The sequence below is a fragment of the Streptomyces sp. NBC_01298 genome (assembly GCF_035978755.1).
Taxonomy (GTDB): domain Bacteria; phylum Actinomycetota; class Actinomycetes; order Streptomycetales; family Streptomycetaceae; genus Streptomyces.
Genome location: NZ_CP108414.1, coordinates 596,887 through 618,006, shown reverse-complemented (window position 1 = coordinate 618,006; position 21,120 = coordinate 596,887). Strand labels below are relative to the sequence as shown.

The window sequence follows — 21,120 nt, the reverse complement described above, 5'->3', positions numbered from 1 at the left end:
TCCAGCACGACGCGAAGGACGTTGCCGTCCAGGACGGCTTCGCGCACGCAGCCGTAGGCCGTCCCCTGCCCGGCCGTGACCAGGCAATGAGTGTCCATTCCGCGGCCTCGGTGAAGTAGCCGTCCGGATCGATTTCGGTTCCGGCGGCGCGGGCGGTGAATCGGAAGGCCATGAGGAAGTTCCATCAAGGCGGTCCGACAGAGAGCGCGGGCGTGGGCGTCGCCCTCCCGCCGTCCGGCGTACCGGTACCGCGTGTCGTTGGACCAACTCGCTGACGCTGCGGCGGCATGGGCGTTTTTGATCTTCGTCGGACCCCCTTCCGGGAGATGCTCCCCCTCGCTTCGGCCGGAGCAGACGACCATTTCCGTTCGGCGAAGGGGTACTCGCATGTCTTCCACAGCAAGAACCGGACGAAGGGCCCGGCTGGCCGGCGGCCTCGTACTGCCGATGGCCGTGGCACTGGGCGGATTCACGGTCCCGGCGGTGGCCTCCGACGGTGTCGCGGTGTCGGCTTCGGAGGGCGCGGCGGCCTCCGGCGGTGGCGTGGCCTCGCTTTCGGAAGGTGCCGCGCGGGCCTCCGGCGGGGGTGCGGTGCCGAGTTCGGGCGGCGGCGCGGTGCCGGATTCGGGGAGGGGCATGACGGTCGCGTCCGAGAGGGGTGCGGCGCCGGCCCCTGGCAGGGGTGCTGCGTCGGCTTCCGGCCGGGGTGTTGTGCCGGACTCCGGTGGCGGCGCTGCGCCAGTCGCCGGCGCAAGTGCTGCGCCGAGTTCGGGTCAAGGTGCGGTGTCGGGTTCCGGGAGCGGGGTGCCCTTCTCGGAAGGGCCGGCTTCGGGCTTTGGGGGGCGTGCGGGTGCGGGTGTCGCGGCCGGGGACCCGGTCGGGGGTGGGGGCGCCGAGTTCCGGGGAGGGGCCGCCCCGCAGGCGGCGTACGCCGCCCCGGTGTCGGGTGCCCCGCAGCCGCTACGGGCCGGCCGGGCGCCGGAGTCGGTGCCCGTCGGGCCCGACGGCGGATGTGGGCGGGACCGGGCCGAGGCGGTGCCGGAGGGCGGGCACGCATGCCCCGCTCCGGCCGGGGCCCAGGGCCCCCGGGGGCCGAAGGGTGCCAAGGGGGAGAAGGGCGCCTCGGGACCCAAGGGCGACGCGGGCCCGCCGGGTCCCAGGGGCGAGCCGGGCGGGAAGGGGAACGCCGGTGCCAAGGGTGATGCCGGGCCTCCGGGACTCCAGGGGGAGAAGGGGCTCGCCGGGCCCAAGGGTGATGCCGGGCCTCCGGGACTCCAGGGCGAGAAGGGGCTCGCCGGGCCCAAGGGGGACCCGGGGCCCAAGGGGGACGTAGGGCGGACCGGAGACGTCGGGGCGGCCGGGCCGCAGGGGCAGCAGGGCCCCGCGGGTCCGGCCGGTCCGGCGGGCACGCAGGGGCTGCCCGGCCTTCCCGGAACCGCGGGGCCGCAGGGGTTCGGGGGACCGGCCGGGCTGCAGGGGGCCCCGGGCCCGACCGGTGCCACCGGGCCGCTCGGCCCGCTGGGCCCGGTGGGTCCGCAGGGGGTGCCCGGTCCGATCGGCCCCTGCGCCTCGGTGGACAACCAGATGCCCAACAACTCCGAGGAGTTCGCGCTCGTCTTGAAGGAGGGCAAGACCTACCTCGGCCGCCGCACCCGCGATATGACGGGCCAGTGGGGCGACTTCGCCTGGACCGACCTCACCGTGGCGCCGGTCACCGGCTACCCCGCCGACGTCTGCACGGTCGCCCTGGCCATCCACGGCAACGACGTGAAGGTCAAGGCCGTCACCAAGACGGGCACGCTCTACCACACCCACTGCGTGACCAACGGGCGCGGCGTCATCTGCGACGCACCCTGGGCGCCCGTGCATCCGCAGCCCGGAACGGTGCCGCCCCCGCCCCCGGCGGCCTGACCCGGGACCCCGCCCGATCGTGACCGGCCCCCCGGAACCCGCCCCGTACGCCACACTGGGCGGGTGCTGGGACATGGCGACGGGTACGAGGCCGGGGGCTCCGCCTCCTTCGTGGGGCGGACCCGTGAACTGGCCCGGATCGAACGGGCTTTGCGCGAGGATCGACTGATCACCCTGACCGGGTCGGGCGGCGTCGGCAAGACCCGCCTGGCCCGCCGCGCGGCCGACCTCGCGGCGGGTACGGGTGCGGGCGCGGCCGACCCCGCCGAACCGCCCTCCGAACCGCCCTCCGAACCGCCCGCCGAACAGGCGGGAACCACCCGGCCGGTGGGCCCCTTCCCCGACGGGGTCCACTGGGCCGACCTCTCCCCGCTCCCCGACGAGCGGCTCCTCGTGGCCACCGTGGCCGACGCCCTGGACCTCGCCGACCACACCGCGCGCACCCCGGCCGCGGCGGTGCGGCAATGGATCGGCGAGCGCCGGCTGCTCCTCGTACTGGACTGCTGCGAGCACCTGGTGGCGGCCGTGCGGGACCTCGTACGGGAGTTGCTCGACGCGGCCCCGCACCTCGTTCTGCTGCTCACCAGCAGGCAGCCCCTCGGACTCGAGGGCGAACGCGTCCTGGACATCGGCCCGTTGCCGTACGCAGCGGACCCGTTCGGTCCCGAGGAGGCCCTTGCCCTGTTCACCCGGCGGGCCGCCGCTGCCGCCCCCGGGCAGGCTCCGCCCTGGACCGAGGCCCGGCTCGCGGCCGCCCGCTCCGTGTGCGCCCGTCTCGAAGGGGTCCCCCTCGCGCTGGAACTGGCCGCCGCGCAGTTGACCGACCACACCATCGAGGAACTGGCCGTGCGGCTCGCCCGCAGGATCGGCCCGCTGTCCGCACCCGTTCCCGGCCGGCCGCCGCGCCACCGCGCCCTGCGCACCGCCATCGGCTGGAGCCACGAGTGGTGCGCCCCGCGCGAACGGCTGCTGTGGCTGCGGCTGTCCGTGTTCGGGGGCGCCTTCGACCTGGCCGCCGCACGCGCGGTCTGCTCCGCCGCCCCGCTCACCGCGGCGGACGTCCCGCCGCTGCTCGACACGCTGGTTGCCAAGTCCGTCGTACGCCGGGGCGCGGACGGTTCGTACCGGATGCTGGACACGATCCGGGAGTACGGGGCCATGTGGCGCGACGAGGCCGGGGAGCGCGAGGCGCTGCGCGACGCGCACGCCGCGTACTTCACCGAGCTCGTGCACGCCGCCGAACGGGACTGGCTCGGCTCCGCCCAGCGGACCGGGTACCGGCGCGTGGAGGCGGCGCACGGAGACCTGTGCGCGGCCCTGGACCACCACCTGGCCACCGCCGCCCCGGAGCGGGCCCTGGACCTGGCCGCCCGGGCCGGCTTCTACTGGGCCTGCTGCGGCCACCTGCACGCGGCGCGCGGCTACCTCGAACGGGCCCTGGCCGCCGCACGGCCCGAGGAGGTGGCCCCGCGGGTCCGGGCGCGCGCCCTGTGGGCCCTCGGGGTGACCCTGCTGCTCCAGGGCGAGCAGGAGCAGGCCCACCGGATCGCCGTCGGCTGCGAGGCCCTGGCCGCCGGCCTCGACGAGGGCCCGGACGGGAACGGGGGCCCGGCGCTGGACGCCGCGTACCTGCTGGGCCTGAGCCACCTCTTGGCCGGGCGCCCGCTGGCCGCGCGGATCGTCTCCGACAACGCCCTGGAGGCCCACCCCGGCACGCCCTTCGACTCGGGTCCCCGGATCCGCTGCCACCTCGTACGGGTCTTCGCGCTCACCGGAACCGGCCTGTTCACCGACGCCCGGGAAGAGGCGGAACTGCTGCGCGCCGGCTGCGAGGAGCGCGGCGAGCACTGGACCCGGGCCTACGCCGACTACCAACTGGCCCTGATCTGCCTCTTCGAGGACCGCCCCGCCGAGTCCGCCGTCCACGCCCGCGCGATGCTGGAGAGCAAGCGTGAGCTGGGCGACAGCTTCGGTACGGCCCTGGGCCTGGACCTGCTCGCCGCGGCCCGCGCGGCGACCGGGGACGGGGCCGGCGCGGCGCGCGCGTACGGCACGGGCCACGCCTACTGGCAGGCGGTCGGCCACCCGCAACGCGGCACACCCGAACTTGCCTCCGTACGCGAGGAGTTCGAGCGAACCGCGCGCGGAGAGCTCGGCGACCAGGCCTATGAGGAGGCCTTCCGCGAGGGCCTGCGGCACGGCCACGCCCTGCGCACCCGACCCCACCCGTACGAAAGGTCGTGACGGCCTTCCCCGGTGCCTGCCGCCGGGATCCGAGGCCCGGGGACGGCGGTCTGAGCGCCGTCGTCGGGGGCTGCCGGGAAGCCGCCCCGCTGCCTCGTCCGGGACGAGGCGGTCGGGGGCGGCGGCGGTCCCGGCGCCGCACGGATCCCGTGCGGCAGTCGTGGTGCCGGTGGCCGGGGCGCGTGAGCACTGTTCTCCCGCACGGCCCCGACCGGCGAAGCCTCGCTGCAGTCCGGGCTGCGCGCTCCGCTGTCCATGCGTCTGACCGGTTTTCGGCCGGACAAACACCCCCTGCACAAACGACTCTGAGTTTCCGTCAGAGACGTACGGGGGTTCTTCTGAAGACGGACCCCGGACCCCGGACCCCGGACCCCGGACCCCGGGCCGCCCGGCCGTGCGCGGTCAGCCCGTCGGGGGCGTGCGCGGGGTGGTCTGCTGGACGGCCCAGCCGTTGCCGTCGGGGTCGGAGAAGTAGACGAAGGAGCCCCAGGGCATGTCCTCGATCTCCGTCACCTCGATGCCCCGGCCCTTGAGGTCGGCGAAGGCCTCCTCGATGTCCGCGACCACCACCTGCATGTTGTCCAGCGAACCCGGTGTCATCCGGGTCAGGCCCTTGCCGATGGCGATCGAACAGGCCGAGCCCGGCGGGGTCAGCTGGACGAAGCGGATCTCCTCGCTGACCGTGATGTCGTGGTCGGCGTGAAAGCCGATGCGTTCGTAGAAGGCCTTGGCCCGGTCGATGTCGGTGACCGGTACGGCGACCAGTTCCAGTTTGATGTCCATCGGCTTCTCCTGACTCCGTGTCCCGGCGGATGCGGGGGACCGGTCCCGGCCGCCCCGCTGGCCATCATCCGCCGGAGACCGCCGCCGCGCCGCCCGGGAGGGCGCGTGCCGCCGGCGTGTCCCCGTCCGGGCCGGCCTCCGCGAACTGGGTCCGGTACAGCTCCTCGTACCGTCCGCCCACCGAGAGCAGCTCGGCGTGGGTGCCGCGTTCCACGATCCGGCCCTCCTCCACCACCAGGATCAGATCGGCGGCCTGCACCGTCGACAGCCGGTGCGCGATCACCACGGCGGTCCGGCCCGACAGGGCCTCGGCCAGGGCCTCCTGGACGGCGGCCTCCGAGGTGGAGTCCAGATGGGCGGTGGCCTCGTCCAGGATCACCACCCGCTGGCCGGCCAGCAGCAGCCGGGCGATGGTCAGCCGCTGGCGCTCCCCGCCCGAGAGCCGGTAGCCGCGCTCGCCGACGACCGTGTCCAGCCCGTCCGGGAGCGAGGCCACGAGCCCGTCGAGGCGGGACCGGCGCAGGGCCTCCCAGATCTCGTCCTCTCCCGCCTCCGGGCGGGCCAGGAGCAGGTTGGCCCGTACCGACTCGTGGAAGAGGTGGCCGTCCTGCGTGACCATGCCCAGGGTCTCGCGGATGGAGTCCGCCGTGAGGTCCCGTACGTCGATCCCGCCGAGGCGGACCGCGCCCGTGTCGGTGTCGTACAGCCGGGGGAGCAGCTGCGCGATGGTCGACTTGCCGGCGCCGGAGGAGCCGACCAGGGCGATCATCTGCCCGGGTTCGGCGCGGAAGGACACCTCGTGCAGCACCTCGGTGCCGCCCCGCGCGTCGAGGGTCGCGACCTCCTCCAGGGAGGCCAGGGACACCTTGTCCGGGGAGGGGTAGCCGAAGGAGACGTTGTCGAACTCGACCGTCACCGGCCCCTCGGGCACCCGGCGGGCGTCCGGCTTCTGGGAGATCAGCGGCTTCAGGTCGAGGATCTCGAAGACCCGCTCGAAGCTGACCATCGCGCTCATCACCTCCACCCGCGCCCCGGCGAGCGCGGTCAGCGGCGCGTACAGCCTGGTCAGGAGCAGGGCGAGGGCGACCACCGAGCCCGCGTCCAGGGTGCCGGTGAGCGCGTAGTGGCCGCCGAGGCCGTACACCAGCGCCAGGGCCAGCGCGGAGACCAGGGTCAGGGCGGTGATGAAGGCCGACTGGGCCATCGCCGTCCGGATCCCGATGTCACGCACCCGGGCGGCGCGCGCCGCGAACTCCGCCGACTCCTCGTCGGGCCGACCGAACAGTTTGACGAGCGTGGCGCCCGGAGCCGAGAAGCGCTCGGTCATCTGGGTGCCCATCGAGGCGTTGAGCGCGGACGCCTCCCGCTGCAACGCCGCCATCCGCACCCCCATCCGGCGGGCCGGCAGCACGAACACCGGCAGGAGCACGAGGGCCAGCAGGGTGATCTGCCAGGAGATGCCCAGCATCACCGTCAGGGTCAGCAGCAGCGTCACGGTGTTGGACACCACCCCCGACAGGGTGTTGCTGAAGGCGCGCTGCGCGCCGATCACGTCGTTGTTGAGCCGGCTGACGAGCGCCCCGGTGCGGGTCCGGGTGAAGAACGCCACCGGCATCCGCTGCACGTGGTCGAAGACCGCCGTTCGCAGATCCAGGATCAGCCCCTCGCCGAGGGTGGACGACAGCCGGCGCAGGACCAGCCCCAGCCCCGCCTCCGCGACCGCGATCAGCGCGATCAGCAGGGCGAGGCGGGTGACCGTACCGCTGTCGCGGCCCTCGACGATCTCGGTGACCACGCGGCTCGCGAGTACCGGAGTGGCCACCGCGAGCAGCGCGGTCACCACACTGAGGAGGAGGAAGAAGGTGAGCCCGCGCCGGTGCGGGCGGGCGAAGGCGGCGATCCGGCGCAGTCCGGCCCGCGAGAGCGGGCGCCGGTCCTGCTGGGCGTTGATCGCGCTGTGGAGCGAGGTCCAGGCGGTTACTTCCATATCCATGAGCCGAACGGTAGGACCTCGACCAAACTTGAGGTCAAGGGGCAGGGGCCCCCGGGTGACCAGGAACCCTGTTCGACAGGCCGGGCGGCAGGCCCGGCGACCGGTCAGCCGACAGGCCGGGCGGCAGATCAGTCGAGGCAGAAGATGTTGTCCTCGGGATCGGTCATCACGATGATCCCTTCGTTGACCTCGTCGGACTCCAGGCGGTACTGCCGCTTCGCACCCAGCGCCTCCAGTCTGGCTGCCTCCGCCTCCAGTACGGCCATCCGCTCGTCCCCCTTCAGACCGGGCGCCGAGCGCACGTCCAGGTGCAGGCGGTTCTTCGCCTCGGTCCTGGCCTCCGGGACCCTCTGGAAGTAGAGCCGCGGTCCCTTGCCGTCCGGATCCGAGAGGGCCGCCCAGTCGTTCTGGCCCTCCGGCGTCGGCTGGACGCGATAGCCCAGCGCCTGTGCCCAGAACGCCGCCTGCGCGCCCGGATCGGCGCAGTCGTACGCCACCTGCAATTCCTTGGCCATGTGGCCTCCGACCATTCGAAACCTGTCCACCGGTAGCCGGTTGGCACCAGCGCAGGACGATAGTGGATCAACCATCGCTCGTGCGAGGGATTTTCGCGGCCCTCGTGCCCTGTCGGTGCCCGGTGTCAGAATCGGCCCATGACGCAGGGATCAGAGCCCTTCACGCCCTCCGGCCGGCCCGCCGGCGACACCGTTCTCTCCCGCTTCGAACGCTGGGCCCGCGACACCCCGGGAGCCCAGGCCGTCGCCGCGGGCACGGACAGCCTCACCTACGGACAACTCGACGCGCGGGCCAACCAGTCGGCCCGCCACCTGCTCGACCGCGGACTGCCCGAAGGGGCCGTCGTCGCCGTGGGCTCCGCCCCGCGCGCCGAACTCGTCGTCCTCCTCCTCGCCATCCTCAAGGCGGGCGCCGCCTACGCCGTCATCGACGTCGAGAACCCGCGCACCGGGCAGAGCCAGCTCGCCGCCGTCCGGCCCTTCGCCCTGCTCGCCGACGCCGCGGAGCAGGCCCGCCTCGACGACGGCGGCGCCCTGCGGGTGATCCGCACCGACGGGCAGCACGCGGTCGCCACGGGCGCGCTGCCCGCCGACCCGCCGGACCGGGCCCCGCGCGGCGACGCCGCCGCCGTGCTGTTCACCGGGGGTGCGGACCGGCGGGCCGTCTCCCTCTCCCACGACCGGCTCCTCGCGGCCCACGAAGGGTGGGCCGCGGTGGCGGGGCCGGTTCCCGAGGACCGGCACCTGATCACCGCCGCCCCGCACCTCACCGGCTTCGCCGCCGGATGGACGCGGGCCCTGTGCGAGGGCGGCGCGCTCGTCCTGCCCGAAGGCCCGCGCTGGACACCGGAGTCGCTGCGCCGCGCCGTCGACGCCGAGCGGGTCACCGTCCTGCACACCGACCCGGGCGCCGCCACCCAGCTCCTCGTGCGCGACCGGGAGGCGTCCCTGGCACGGACCCAGCGCCGCCCCGACGAGGGGCTGCGGTCCCTGCGCATGGTCACCGTCGCCGGAGACCGTCTCTACCTCGACGAACAGGCCGCCCTGCTCGCCCGGCTGCGGCCCGGCGCCCGGCTGCTCAACGTCTACGGGCCGACCGAAGCGGCGGGCACCGGCGCCCGGTTCGAACTCCCGCAGCTCGCGGCCCCCTTGGACGGGGCAGAGGAGCTCTCGCTGATCGGAACCGCCTTCCCCGGCTGCCGCCTGGACGTCCGCGACGGGGAGATCCACCTCACCGTGCCCGGCGGCGGCGAACCGGTCCCGACCGGGGACCTCGGAGCGCTGCGCCCCGACGGGCTGCTGGAGTTCCGCGGCCGGATCCGCGACCGGCTCACCGCGGACGGCAAGGCCTTCGACCCGCATCCCGTCGAGTCCGCGATCCGCAGCCACGAAAGCGTGGGCGCCGCGCTCCTGGCCGAGGTCAAGGGGTCCGGTACGGGCGTGAACGCGCGGCCCCTGCTCGTCGCCTTCCTCGCCCCGCCCGAGGAGGACGACAGCTGGCCCCCGGGCTTCGACCTCCCCAGCGGCGCGGAACTCCGCCGCCACCTGGCGGGCAGGCTCCCCGGGGCCATGATGCCGAGCGCCGTGGTCCGGCTGCCCCGCATCCCCCGGGACCGGGCGGGCCGCGAGCAGCGGTCGGCGCTCCCGATGCCGCCGGGGCGGGGCGCGGGCGAGGGCGACGGGGAGGATCCCCGCGGGGGCGGGAGCGGGAAGTACGGCGCCAAGTACGGCCGCAGGTACGTGTGGAGGGACTCGGGGCCCAATATCGCGGGATGGGCCAACCTCATCTTCTTCATGGTGGTGGGGCTGGTCCTGGTGGCGGGCTTCACCATGATCCTCACCTTGATCTTCTGGCCCGGTTCGACGGACCTCCACGGCGTCCCGAACCCGTACGCCACGCTCTTCTTCCTCCTCTACATGTGCGAGTGCTGGGCGTTCGCGGCCGGCCTGTGGTTCCTGTTCGCCGGCCGGTCGCGGATGCGCCGCCACGGGCGCCGCGGCCCCCGCATCACCGCGGCCGCCCATCTGGCGATCGTCTACCTGCTGGCCGCCTGGTGGCCGCAGGACAACTTCTACCGGCTCGCGGCCAAGCAGGACTGGCCCCGACAGGCCGCGCTCGTCTACGCCTTCAACATTCCGCTGATGATCGCCGCCGCGATCGTGGCCGTCTACGCGTCCCGTCCGCCGCTCAGCGCCTTCGACGTGAAACCGGACTCGGCACCGGTATCGGGGTCGGTTCCGGCGCAGGCGTCGGCCCGGGGCGCGGACCGGGCCACCGACGCGTCGGCCGGCTGAGCACCGGGAGCCTGCTCGAACATCGCCCCGACGGACCGTGCCTCCTCCCGCACCAGCCGCTCGGCCGCGTCCAGCAGCTCCCTGCCGGTCGCGGCCACCAGGGCGCCCATCCAGGGCGCCGGTTCGAAGGCGCCGGTGGGGATGGCGGGGAGGAACACCGCGCCGATCCGCGCGCACCGGCGGGACAGCCGCCCGCACAGCTCGTCGAAGGCCGCTTCCGGCAGCCGGGCGCCCAGCTCCACCCGGTCGGCGATCCTGACGAAGTGCCCGGCGCCCCGCAGTTCGTCGAGCCGGGCCGCCACCACGAAGGCGACCGACGGCCCGGTCAGGCGCAGGTTCGTCTCCGTGGGGGCGAGCCGTCCCGCGCCGTCGGCGACGAAGTCCACGTCGAACCAGCCCCGGTAGCCCGCCGCAGACAGTTCCCGGCCCACCGCCCGCCCGAAGGCCAGCAGGGGTTCCTCCGCCCACGCGGGGACCACCCCCGGCCCCACCGTCGCGCCGCGGTACCCGCCGTCCGCCACGTCCATCACCGCCCCGCCGACCTCGTGGACCCGGCCGGCCGCGTCCACGAACCCGTCGTAGGTGAGGTCGCGCGGCTCGGCCGGATCCGCCGGTCCGCGTACGTACTCCTCCACGAGCAGCGGCCCGCGCGGCAGGGCCCGGAGCACGGCCCGGGCCCCGCCCGCCGCGCGGACCCGCTCGGGGGTCAGCACCGTGGTGCCCGAGCCGCCCACGCCGTGCTCCGATTTGAGGACGGTGCTCTTCCCCGCCCGGGTCCGGGCCGCCAGCAGCCGGACCGCGGACCTGCGGGTGTCCGCACGCCACTGTGCGGGCAGCGTGATCGCGGGATGCCCGCCCGCCGCGAGGATCCGCCCGAACAGCCCGTGCGCCGCCGACTTCGACTCGTACCGCAGCTCGTCCGGCCGCCAGCCCTGCCCCGCCAGCCGCGCGAAGGGGGCGGTCAGGCCCCACGGTACGAGGCGTGCGCCGGTCCCGGTTCCGCTCCCGGGCCCGGGCCCGGTCTCGGTCCCCATCCCGGTCCCGATCCCGGCGCCGGTCAGCCGTGCCGCCAGCGCCGGCCGGGCCCGTACGGCGTCCGACAGGGCCGGATCCCGCTCCGCGAGCCCGTCGTACACCTCGACCCCCGCGGGCCAGTCCAGTTGCCGGCCGAGCAGGGAGATCCAGCCCGGCGGCACCGCGCGCGGCAGCACCAGCGCGGCCGGCCGCGGACTGTAGAAGGCGGCCAGGCAGGCGTAGTGGTGGGCGGCCCGCTGCTCCCGGTCCAGGGAGGCGTCCGCGAACTGCGCGTTGTACTCGGCGACGTTGCCCACGTGCACGGCCGACCCGCCGCCGGTCCAGGCCCGCGCCCAGCCGGCCAGGGCCACGGGCGCCACCTCGAACCGCACCAGCCCGCCGCCGGATGCCTCCGCCCCCGGGGCGGCCCCCGGGTCGGCCGCCGGCACCGGCCCCGGGGCCACCGCGCCCATCGCCCGGTAGAACCCCGCGGCGTGCGGATCGGCGTCGATCAGCAGCCGGCGGAAGCCGAGCCCGGCGGCGCGCCGCAGGACGTCCCGGTACAGCAGGCGCCCCAGGCCCCCGCCGATGGCGGCCGGTTCGACGAAGAGCAGCCCCAGCCGCCCGAACGGCGGCTCCCCGTCGAGGGAGGCGAGTCCGAGCACGGCGGCCGGGCCGTCGCCGGAGCGCGACCCGGCGGCCCCGGCCGGGCCCTCGGCGACCACGATCCGCCGACGCACCTCGTCCCCGACCCCGATCCGCAACTCCGGCGCGCACGCCGCGAGGAACCGCGCCCCGTACCCCCAGTGGGCCTTGGAGCGCATGACCAGCTCCGTCAGCTCCGCGGCCTCCCCGGCCCGCGCGGCCCTGAGCTTTGCCATTTCCTGACCTCCCCATGGTCGGGTGCCATGCGGTGCGATAGATTCGGCCACCGCGCCGACAGGCACGCGACGTACTTCCTACCCCACCCCGGAGACGGCTTCCCAATGAGCGACATCATCAACGGACTTGGCCGCACCACCGCTTTCGGCGGCGTCGGCCTGGTGCTGCTCATCCTCGGCATCGTCCTGGTGGACGTGCTGACCCCCGGCAAACTGCCGAAGCAGATCTGGGAAGAGCGCAACCGGAACGCCTCCGTGATGCTCTCGTCGGCGCTGCTCGGCATCGGCGGCATCGTCTTCACCTCGATCTGGACCACCTACGAGGACTTCGGCAAGGGCCTGCTGTCCACGGCGGTGTTCGGCGTCCTCGGCCTGGTCCTGATGGCCGTGGCCTTCCTGCTGCTGGACCTGGTGACCCCGGGCAAGCTCGGGGCCATCGTGGTCGACCCCGAGCCGCACCCCGCCGTGTGGGTGACGGCCTCCTGCAACCTCGCGGTCGCCGCGATCGTCGCCGCCTCCATCGCCTGACCGCGCGCACCGAGAACGCACGAGAGCGCCGCTCCCCGAGGGAAGCGGCGCTCTCGTTTCGTACGGGTGCTCCGGTCGTACGGGTGCTCCGGCCGCGGCCCTACGCCAGACCCAGCGCGAACACCGCGAATCCGGCCGCCAGCAGGCCCGCCACGGTCCCGCGCACCGCCGTGGCCCGCGTCAGGCCTGCCTTCGGCCGCTCGAACAGGCGTGCGTACCGGGCGATGCCCACCAGCAGGGCAGCGAACACCGGCATCCACGCCAGCCGCGCCACGATCCACCCCACACTGTCCGGCGCCGTCGTCAGCCCGGCCAGAGCGCCCGCGAACGACCCCGGTACGGCGGCCGCCAGCATCGCCGTCTGGTGCCAGCACAGGATCGTCATCGCGCACAGGTTGATCACGACCACCGGAGCCCACAGCAGCGGCCGGGACAGCAGCCGCGCCAGCCGGTCCCGCAGCAGGACCGCCGCACCCGACTGGGCCGCGGCCAGGGCCAGGACCAGCAGCGACGGCGGATGCGAGTTGGTCCGGGCCTCGCCGGGCACGCCGACCATCGACGCCGGGTAGTGGAAGACCATCAGCAGGGCCGCGAACAACACGCTCCCGCCCGCGAGCAGCAGCCATCCGCCGCGCCGCCCGATCCGGCCCTCGCCCCAGTCCACGCCGAGCTGGTACGCGAACAGCCAGCCCGGCAGGATGTTCAGCAGGGCCACCCATCCGGGCACCGAGTCCGCGAAGGGCCCGTAGCGCAGGAAGTCCACGACGGCGACCGAGGCGAGCAGCGGGGCCGCCGCCCAGCCGCCGAACCGCCGCGCGGCGCGCACGCAGTACGGGGTCAGCGCGGTGACCACCACGTACACCCCGACGAACCACAGCGGCTGGATCACCAGCTTCGCCCCGGTCCGCAAGGTGGCCTCCGGCACCCCGGCCGCGTACAGCACGGGCGCGGCCAGCGCCCACACCGCGGTGACCCCGAGCACCGGCCGCCCCAGCCGGGCCACCCGGCCCTTCAGCCAGGCCCCGGCCGATCCGGTGTGCCGCCGGAAGGAGAGCGCCGAGGCGTAGCCGCCGACCAGGAAGAAGACGCCGAGCATCTGCAGCACCCAACTGGCCGGGGCCAGGCCGCCGAAGGCGGAGAGGGGGCTCGCGTTGTGCAGGGCACCCTCGGAGTCGAGGGTGAACCCGCCGAGCAGCCAGTGCCCGGTCGGAACGGCCAGCAGGGCCAGTGCCCGCAGTCCGTCGATCGCCCGGTCCCGGTGGGCGGGCGTCTTCGCGTCGATCCGGCCGGCGGCCGTCCGCGCCCTGGTGAGGACGGAGGGCGCGCTCATCGGGCCGCTCCCGTCGCGATGGCGGCGAAGGCCTTCAGGGACCGGGTGCCGGGGGTGAAGTAGCCGGTGTGGCCCGCCACGTCGGCGGCGTCGATCCGGCGGGCACCGAAGGCCGCCGAGGTGGGATCGGCGCCGTGGCCGAGCCCCGCGAACTCCACGTTGGGCACGTCGGCGATCCAGTCGGAGGGCCCGCGCGCGGCCCAGACGCGGGCGCCGGTACCGAGCCCCCCGACGCTGCCGGCCCGCATCCCGGGGGAGCCGAAGGCGACGATGTCGGTGGCGTCCGTGTGCCGGGCCGCCAGCCCGCAGACCACCGAGCCGTAGCTGTGGCAGAACAGCACCGGGTCGGGTGCGCCGACCGCGTCGAGCCCCTCGGTGAACCGGGCGAGGCGGACCGCGCCCGCCTGGGCCAGCCGCCCCCGGGCCGTGTCCAGCCCCACCCCGACGGGGGTGGTGTAGCCGGTCCACGCGATGACGGCGGCCGTCTCCCCGGTCTCCGACCGCAGGGAGCCGGCCATGCCCGCCGGGCCGGTGTGCGCCGCCCGGGCACGGTCGTAGGTGGTGGCGTCGTTGTCCGAGCCCGGCACGATCACCGCCACGTGCACGGTCCGCTCCAGGTCCCCGAACACCTCGGCGACGGTGCCCCGTCCGCGCGGGTCGAAGGCCAGGATCTGCCGGCCGGGCGCGGCCAGCGAGGCGAAGCGGGGCTCGCCGGTCGCCGTCACCGCGAGCCGGTTGGCCTCGTACCTGAGGGGGAGCGGAGCCCCGTCCAGATTGCCGACCACCAGCGGGTGGGCCCGTACGAGCTCCCGGGCCCGGGACGCGTCCAGCCCGGCGAAGAACCGCGCGACCTCGGCCGGCGCCGCCCGCGCCGGATCCGGCAGCGGCCGCCCGGACACGGTGTCGGCCCGCCAGGCGGCGGTGCCCGGCGGCGGGCCGGTGACCGCCGTCTGGGCGTCCGCGGCGGCCCATCCCGCGGTGCCGGCGACGACGGCCGCCGCCAGCGCGGCCGTGACCAGGGTCCTTGCGAAGCGGCGCATGCCCCTTCTCCTCTCCTCGTGACGAGGAGGAAGGTAAGAAGGAGGTACCGCGGCGGGCGTCGCACCGTGGAGCCAAGTCGGATGTCATACCCCGGTAGGGGGTGGAGGAGACGCGACGGCCGGACGGGGTTCGGCTGCCGTCGGGGTCGGTCGCCGTCGGGTCCGGTCGCGGTCGGGTTCAGCCGCCGTCGCCCGGCCGCACCAGCCCCGCCTCGTAGGCGAAGATCACGGCCTGGGCCCTGTCCCGCAGGTCCAGCTTCCCCAGCACCCGGCCGATGTGCGTCTTGACCGTCTGCTCGGCGACCACCAGATGGCCGGCGATCTCCTGGTTCGACAACCCGCGCGCGATCAGCTCCAGCACCTCGGTCTCCCGCGGGGTCAGCCCGTTCAGCCGCAGCGCGGGATCGCGGCGCGGCACCGGCCGCCGCTCGACGAAGTCCGCGATCAGCCGCCGGGTCACCGACGGGGCGAGCAGCGCCTCGCCCGAGGCGACCACCCGTACCGCCGCGATCAGATCCGCCGGCGGGGCGTCCTTCAGCAAGAAGCCGGAGGCCCCCGCGCGCAGGGCCTCGTACACGTAGTCGTCGATGTCGAAGGTGGTCAGCATCAGCACCTTCGGCCGGTGCACCACCCCCGGCGGGGGATCGAGGAGCTCGCGGGCGGCGCTGAGCCCGTCCATCTCCGGCATCCGGACGTCCATCAGCACCACGTCGGGGTGGACGGTCCGGGAGACCTGGATCCCCTGGCGCCCGTCGGGCGCCTCGCCCACCACGTCGATGTCGGCCTGCGCCGACAGGAGCGCGGCGAAACCCGCCCGCACCATGGCCTGGTCGTCGACGATGATCACGCGGATGGTCAACTTGGGTCCTCGGAAGCGGTGTCGATGGGCATGCGGGCGGCGACCCGGAAGCCGCCGTCGGGCAGCGGACCGGTGTCCAGCGTCCCGCCCGTCAACCGTACGCGCTCCCGCATCCCCACCAGCCCGTGCCCGGTGCCCGAGGTCTCCACCGCCATCACCACGTCCCGCGCGGGGCCGTTGACCACCAGGACGAGGACCTCCTCCTCGTCGAAGGTCACCGAGACCCGCGTCGGGGCACCCGGCGCGTGCCGCACCACATTGGCCAGCGCCTCCTGGACGATCCGGTACGCCGACAGGTCCACGGCCGGCGGCGCCGCCCCGGCCGCGCCCGCGGCCAGCGCCAACTCCACCGGCTGCCCGGCCCGTACGGTCGCCTCCACCAGTTGCTGCAACCGGCCGATCCCCGGCTGCGGGGTCCGGTCGGCGCCGTTCGCCTCGTCGCCGCGCAGCACCGTCAGCAGCCGCCGCATCTCGCCCAGCGATTCCCGCGCGCTCGAAGCGATCGCCGCGAACTCCTCCTTCACCGGCTCCGCCATGCCGGGCAGCCGGTACGGCGCCGAGTCCGCCTGTACCGTGATCACCGACATGTGGTGGGCCACCACGTCGTGCAACTCCCGCGCGATCCTGGCCCGTTCCTCCAGCAGGGTGCGACGGGACCGCTCGGCCTCGCTGATGCTCTCCTGCTCGGCGATCTTCTGGCGCGCGTCGCCGAGCCCGCGCAGCGCCCCCGTCAGCGCGAGCACCACCCCGGCCAGCACGAACAGCAGGGCGACCGTGTTGGTCGTCCCGTCCGGGCGGAAGCCCCACAGCACCGCCCCCGCCACCCCGGTCGCCAGCCACACCCCGACCAGGGTCCGGATGGACTCGCGCAGCCCCAGGCACGCCATCAGCACCAGGTAGCCGATGATCACCATCGGGGTCCACGGCCAGGCGTGCCCGGCCACCCGGTCGGCCTGGGTCAGTACGGCGGCCCCCACCACATCGGCGGTCAGCACCAGCCCCCACGCGGGCAGCGGCCGGGTCACCGCGAGCAGCAGCGGCAGGGTCTGGGCCACGCCCAGCGCCCCGGCCCAGCCGCCACCCGCCTTGTAGTCGTTGGTCAGCACCGCGATCGTCACCGGCAGCAGCGTCAGCACGCACACGGCGGTCACGGCGTACGGCAGCACCCGCTGCCAGGCCGCGGGCGCCTGCGCGAGCAGCGGCTCGGCGGCCCGCGCCGGCGTACGCAGCGCCACCGCGAACTGCCCACGCGGGGCGGTGGGCGAAGAGCCCGGTTCGACCGGCCCGGACCGGGGCGGCGATCCGGGCCGGGACCCGGGGGAGAACCCGTGCACCGATCCGGGTCGATCCCCGGACGGGGCCCCGGACGCGGATCCATGCGGCGGTCCGGCCGGGGACCGGGATCCGGGCCGGGCTCGGAAGAGGGTGCGGAAACGGGATCGGGCGCGCTCGCTCATGATCGGCCCAGCGTATGCGGCCGCGGCCCGCCCGGACCCCGAACACCGCGCCCCGCCCGGCCCCGACAGCCCGGGCAGGGCATCGCCCCCGGCTCGGGCCCCGGCCTTGGCCCTGGCTCGGGCCCTGGCCCTGGCCCTGGGTCGGGCCCCGGCCCCGGGCCTCGTCCCGGCCTTGGCCCTCGCCCTGGTTCAGGCCCCGGCCCTGGCTCGGGCCCCGGCCCTGATCCCGCCTCGGGTCCGGCACCCCGGCCCTGACTCCGGTGCCGGCTACGGCCTCGGCCCCCGTTTCAGGTCCGGCACCGGCTGCGGTGCGCGGGCGGCAGTCGGGCCGGCGACGCCCGCCCGGCGGGCCAGGGCCTCGCGCAGGCGGGTGAGGCGCTCGATCTCCGCGTCGAGGACGGAGAGCCGGTGGCCGACGACCCCGCCGCCGGAGCCGCAGGACGGCGGCGGGTCCGCCGCCAGCAGGTGGAGCCGGTCGGCCACGCCGCGCAGGTCCTCGACGGTGAACCCGTGGGCCAGCAGGTCGCGGATGATCCGGATCCTGGCCACGTCCCCGGGTCCGTACTCCCGCTGGCCGGAGGGGCTGCGGCCCTGTGGGGCGAGCAGTCCGCGCTGTTCGTAGAACCGCAGCGCCCTCGGCGTGGTCCCCGCCGCCGCCGCGGCGTCACCGATCCGCATCCCGTGCCGACCCCCTCGTGTTCGTACCCGGCCTACCCCGGCAATTCCACCACCACGGCGCCGAAGTGCCGTCCCTCCGTCAACTCCCGCAACGCCTGAGGAGCCCGTTCGATGCCCGGGATCCGTACGTGCGGGAAGCCGATCTCCCCGGAGCGCAGCCAGGCCCCGAAGCGGCCGGTCCACTCCTCTTCCACGCCGGGATGCTCCGAACCGAGGTACCCGCGCACCGAGACGCCCCGGACGACGAGGCGGAACGAGTCGACCTCCACCGGGGCGACGCCCCCGGCCCCGGCCCCGCCCCCGGCCGGCCCCGGCGCCAACTGGCCGGAGAGCGCGCCGACCAGTGCGAAGCGGGCGCCCTGCCGGGCTGCGCCGAGGGCCGCCGCCAACTGCTCACCGCCCACCGTGTCCACGAGTACGTCGATCCCTCCGGGCGCCGCCCCGGCGAGCCGCTCGGCGAAGGACCGCCCGCCACCCCTCAGCAGGGCCGCGTCGTAGCCCAGCTCCGCCACCAGCCGTTCGGCCTTCTCCGGGGAGCCGGTGGTGCCGATCACCCGGCCCGCGCCCAGCAGCCGCGCCGTCTGGCCGGCGAGGGTCCCGACCGCGCCGGCCGCGCCGGTGACCAGGACGGTGTCCCCGGGCCGGACCCCGGCGAGCCGGGTCAGCGCGCCGTACGGGGCCGAGCCCTGGGCGAGGTACGCCACCGGGTCGGGCAGCGTGTCGTCCAGCGGGGCGCAGTCGCCGGCGTCCACCAGGGCGTACTCCCGCCAGCCGAGCAGGTGCGAGACGAGCGTCCCCGGCCGCAGCGGGCTGCCGGCCGGGGCGGCCACCACCTCGCCGACGGCCGGACCGAACAGCGTGTCACCGGCGCGCAGCGGGGGCAGCGGCAACCCCTCAACCGCACCGCCCATCAGGGTGATCAGCCCGGGGAACACCAGGAAGTGGCGGTTGCGCACGAGCACCCGGCCCGGTCCGGGCTCCGGCACCGGTGCCTCGACGACGGCCAGGTCCCCCTCCTCGGGCAGCCCTCCGGGGCGGGCGGCGAGCCGGATCTCGCGTGCGGTGCGGGGCAGGTCCGTGGCCATCGGGGCTCCTCGGCAGGGCGCGGCCGACGGCGGCGCGGGCGGCCGCCACCGGGCCGGGGCGGGTGGGTGCGCCGACGCTAAACCCTGACCCGCACGTCAGGGTCAAGCCCGCTCCGGTCGCCGCGGCGGCCCGGCATAGACTGCGCCCGGCACGAATGGTCGGTTGGTCGGTGAACAGCGGGGAGCACGTACGCATGGGCGGGGCGGCCGCGCTGGAGAAGCTGATCCCGGTGGCGCTGGCCTTCGGCGCGGGGGTGTTCCTCGCGCGCCGCAAGGTGGTCCCCGCGGAGGCCTCCAAGGCCTTCGCCGACTACGCCTTCCTCTTCGCGGTGCCGTGCTACCTGTTCGGCAACATCTATGCCGCGGACCTCGCCGCCCTCTTCGACTGGCGGGCCATCGGCGGCTACGCGGCGGCCGCCGCCCTCGCGGTCGCGGCCGTCGCCGCCGCCTCGGCGGCGGCCGGGCTGCGCGACCCGCGGACCGTGGCGCTGCGCGTGATGGCCGGGGTCCAGGTCAACACCGCCTACTTCGCCGTCCCCGTCTTCATCACCTTCTTCGGGACGGCGGCGCCGATCTTCCCGGTCCTGCTCTTCCAGGTCTGCGTCCTGTCGCTCGTCGTCATCGCCATCATGGAACTGGGCCGTGCCGGACCAGGCTCGGGCGGCCCCGCCCGCCGCCTGGCCCGCGCCGTGAGGGCCTCGCTCGTCACCCCGCTGGTGCTGGCCTGCAACGCCGGGATCCTGCTCAACCTGCTCTCCGTACACGTCCCCGCGGTGGTCCTCGACGGGGCCGCCTTCGTCGGCGACAGCGCCTCACCGGTGGCCCTCTTCGCCCTCGGGCTCCACCTCGGCGGAATCGGCCTCGACGTCCGGGGCACCACCCGCGAGGAGCTGGCGCTCATCGGCTTCAAGTGCCTGGCCTTCCCGCTGCTCGCGTGGGCGGTGTGCGGGGCCCTGTTCGGGGTCCGGGGCGAGTGGCTCACGTACCTCGTGCTGATCGCCGCGATGCCGACGCCCCAGAACCTGTTCATCTTCGCCCAGCGCTACGACGTGGGCGTGGACCTCTCCGCCGCCGTGGTGATCAAGAGTTCGCTGGTCTCGCTCCTGCTGCTGCCGCTGTGGCTGCAGGCGGTGTCCATGTGACCCGGTGTCCAGGTGAGCGACGCGGCGGCCTGCGCTGCCCCGGGGCGGCCTTCGTTCCCCGGGCGGGCTCCGCTCGTTGAGCGGGTATGGAGCTCCCGACGATCGCGGCGCCCGGCGTCGGTGAACAGGCCGACGCCGTGGCCGATGCCGCCTGCCACCTCTACGACGCCCTCGGGCCCTGGGGGCACACCGCCCCCGGCGGGTGGAGCCGGGGCGCGGCCGAGGACGCCGCCGAGGCCATCGAGACGGCCGCGCACGCCCTCGCGTACGCCCATCCGCGGGCCGAGGTCATCCTCGGCCCCGTGCACACCGCCCTCGCGGACCTGCGCCGCCAGCTCGGCCTCGCGCCCGCCGAAGCGCTGACCGCGGCGGGGCTGCCGGCGACCCCGCGCACGGTGGGCAACCCGCGCCGCACCCGCCGGGTGCGGGTGCTCACGCCACCCGCGCCCCGGCAAGAGCCTGCTCGTACAACTTCCTGATGTCGGCGCCGAAGTAGGAGCTGTAGGAGGTGTCGGGGGTGTCCCCGCCCGTCTTCCAGCCGCCGATCACCCCGACCACGTCGCCGGTCTCGGTCCGCTCGTCGAAGGCGGTCAGGAACGGGCCGCCGCTGGTGCCGCCCGGATACCCCGTGCAGTCGATCCGCAGGAACGATCCGGGGATCCCGGGATCGGTGCTCGTGAACTTCGTCGTCCGGTTCACGCACAGCCGCGGCCGGGCGGCGGAGGCCGGGTAGCCGATCAGCGAGACCTTCGGGTGCGCGTACGCGGCGCCGGTGACCAGGCGGTTCCCGCCCACCACGTCCTCCACGGGGAAGCCGTCGGCGTCCGGGCCGACCTGGGCGAAGGCCACGTCGAGGGCGGCGCCCTTGTCCGCGCCGAGCTTCCGGTAGCGCGGGTCGATCCACACCTTGGAGAGCCCCGCAGCGTCCCGCAGGACCGGGAACATCCCGTACGGCTGGGGATTCTGGGCCGTGTACTGCGGTACGAAGGCCACCTGCCGGGCGTCCGTCCCGAGCAGGCAGTGCGCCGCGCTGAGCACCAGATCGCGGCCGGGGGAGGCGACCACGCTCGCGGTGCAGAAGTACGCGCCGCCGCCCTTCATGACGAACATCCGGCCGACGACCGGGATGCCGTCGAAGTCCCGGCCGGTCCCGTCCACCGCCGCCGGGGCGCCGCCCCGGCTGATCGGGACCGCGGACGCCATCCGGTCCGGAGTCCAGAACGTCTCCGCCTCCCGGGCCGACCAGCGGTCGACGGCGGGAGCCGGGGCCTGGGCCGGGGCGGTGCCGGCCTCGGCCTCGGGCAGGGGTCCGCCGGGCAGCAGCAGGGCGGCGGTGGCCGCCGCCACCGTCAACGTACGTCGCAT

Annotated in this window: 16 protein-coding genes and 1 pseudogene; 6 read left to right on the top strand and 11 right to left on the bottom strand. The window is 75.2% G+C overall.

Features of this window, described 5'->3' with window-relative positions:
- Positions 1-939: 939 nt before the first annotated feature.
- Together OG730_RS02705 and OG730_RS02700 are read left to right on the top strand one after the other, a co-directional pair.
- Positions 940-1,911 (top strand): collagen-like domain-containing protein, encoded by a 972-nt coding sequence (locus OG730_RS02705; protein ID WP_327302598.1) that lies wholly within the window; start codon positions 940-942, stop codon positions 1,909-1,911.
- Positions 1,912-1,974: 63 nt separating this feature from the next.
- A complete protein-coding gene (locus tag OG730_RS02700; protein ID WP_327302597.1) occupies positions 1,975-4,155 on the top strand; it encodes an ATP-binding protein in 2,181 nt (726 codons plus the stop codon).
- 402 nt (positions 4,156-4,557) lie between these two features.
- On the opposite strand, the gene OG730_RS02695 is transcribed toward OG730_RS02700, so the two are convergent.
- From OG730_RS02695 to OG730_RS02685, 3 genes are all read right to left on the bottom strand, one after another.
- Entirely contained in the window at positions 4,558-4,938 is a 381-nt protein-coding gene (locus OG730_RS02695; RefSeq protein ID WP_327302596.1) for a VOC family protein, read from the bottom strand.
- A gap of 64 nt (positions 4,939-5,002) precedes the next feature.
- Entirely contained in the window at positions 5,003-6,931 is a 1,929-nt protein-coding gene (locus tag OG730_RS02690; protein ID WP_327302595.1) for an ABC transporter ATP-binding protein, read from the bottom strand.
- Positions 6,932-7,059: 128 nt separating this feature from the next.
- Positions 7,060-7,446: a VOC family protein gene (locus OG730_RS02685; protein ID WP_327302594.1), complete on the bottom strand. Its 387-nt coding sequence runs from the start codon at positions 7,444-7,446 to the stop codon at positions 7,060-7,062.
- A 138-nt stretch (positions 7,447-7,584) separates the two neighbouring features.
- Between OG730_RS02685 and OG730_RS02680 the strand changes: the two are divergent.
- Positions 7,585-8,676 (top strand): annotated as a pseudogene (locus tag OG730_RS02680) (AMP-binding protein); the annotation flags it as partial.
- Between the two features lie 938 nt (positions 8,677-9,614).
- On the opposite strand, the gene OG730_RS02675 reads toward OG730_RS02680, so the two are convergent.
- Complete coding sequence (locus OG730_RS02675; protein WP_327302593.1) at positions 9,615-11,636, bottom strand: GNAT family N-acetyltransferase; 2,022 nt, start codon at positions 11,634-11,636, stop codon at positions 9,615-9,617.
- A 105-nt stretch (positions 11,637-11,741) separates the two neighbouring features.
- Here OG730_RS02675 and OG730_RS02670 point away from each other — a divergent pair, with 105 nt between their 5' ends.
- Positions 11,742-12,164, top strand: coding sequence for a DUF350 domain-containing protein (locus OG730_RS02670; RefSeq protein ID WP_327302592.1), 423 nt, complete (start codon positions 11,742-11,744; stop codon positions 12,162-12,164).
- Between the two features lie 100 nt (positions 12,165-12,264).
- Here the strand turns inward: OG730_RS02670 and OG730_RS02665 are convergent, their stop codons facing one another.
- The 6 genes from OG730_RS02665 to OG730_RS02640 form a co-directional block, all read right to left on the bottom strand.
- Positions 12,265-13,494, bottom strand: a complete 1,230-nt coding sequence (locus OG730_RS02665; RefSeq protein ID WP_327302591.1) for an acyltransferase family protein — start codon at positions 13,492-13,494, stop codon at positions 12,265-12,267.
- Positions 13,491-14,534 (bottom strand): alpha/beta hydrolase, encoded by a 1,044-nt coding sequence (locus tag OG730_RS02660; protein ID WP_327302590.1) that lies wholly within the window; start codon positions 14,532-14,534, stop codon positions 13,491-13,493. The genes OG730_RS02665 and OG730_RS02660 overlap by 4 nt, the downstream gene beginning before the upstream one ends.
- Before the next feature lie 178 nt (positions 14,535-14,712).
- Positions 14,713-15,393: a response regulator gene (locus OG730_RS02655; protein ID WP_327302589.1), complete on the bottom strand. Its 681-nt coding sequence runs from the start codon at positions 15,391-15,393 to the stop codon at positions 14,713-14,715.
- Positions 15,390-16,727, bottom strand: a complete 1,338-nt coding sequence (locus OG730_RS02650; RefSeq protein ID WP_442814806.1) for a sensor histidine kinase — start codon at positions 16,725-16,727, stop codon at positions 15,390-15,392. The genes OG730_RS02655 and OG730_RS02650 overlap by 4 nt, the downstream gene beginning before the upstream one ends.
- A 390-nt stretch (positions 16,728-17,117) precedes the next feature.
- Positions 17,118-17,528 carry a MerR family transcriptional regulator gene (locus OG730_RS02645; protein ID WP_327302587.1) on the bottom strand — a complete coding sequence of 137 codons (411 nt, stop codon included), beginning with the start codon at positions 17,526-17,528 and terminating at the stop codon, positions 17,118-17,120.
- Positions 17,529-17,560: 32 nt separating this feature from the next.
- Positions 17,561-18,613 carry an MDR family NADP-dependent oxidoreductase gene (locus OG730_RS02640; RefSeq protein ID WP_327302586.1) on the bottom strand — a complete coding sequence of 351 codons (1,053 nt, stop codon included), beginning with the start codon at positions 18,611-18,613 and terminating at the stop codon, positions 17,561-17,563.
- A 170-nt stretch (positions 18,614-18,783) separates the two neighbouring features.
- Here OG730_RS02640 and OG730_RS02635 point away from each other — a divergent pair, with 170 nt between their 5' ends.
- Both OG730_RS02635 and OG730_RS02630 read left to right on the top strand, forming a co-directional pair.
- The gene (locus OG730_RS02635) at positions 18,784-19,755 is read left to right on the top strand and encodes an AEC family transporter (protein WP_327302585.1); all 972 of its coding nucleotides are present in this window, start codon (positions 18,784-18,786) and stop codon (positions 19,753-19,755) included.
- Between the two features lie 86 nt (positions 19,756-19,841).
- On the top strand, positions 19,842-20,234 hold the full coding sequence (locus tag OG730_RS02630) for a hypothetical protein (protein WP_327302584.1): 393 nt from the start codon (positions 19,842-19,844) through the stop codon (positions 20,232-20,234).
- On the opposite strand, the gene OG730_RS02625 is transcribed toward OG730_RS02630, so the two are convergent.
- Positions 20,188-21,120 (bottom strand): S1 family serine peptidase, encoded by a 933-nt coding sequence (locus OG730_RS02625; protein ID WP_327302583.1) that lies wholly within the window; start codon positions 21,118-21,120, stop codon positions 20,188-20,190. The two genes, OG730_RS02630 and OG730_RS02625, sit on opposite strands and share 47 nt — an antisense overlap.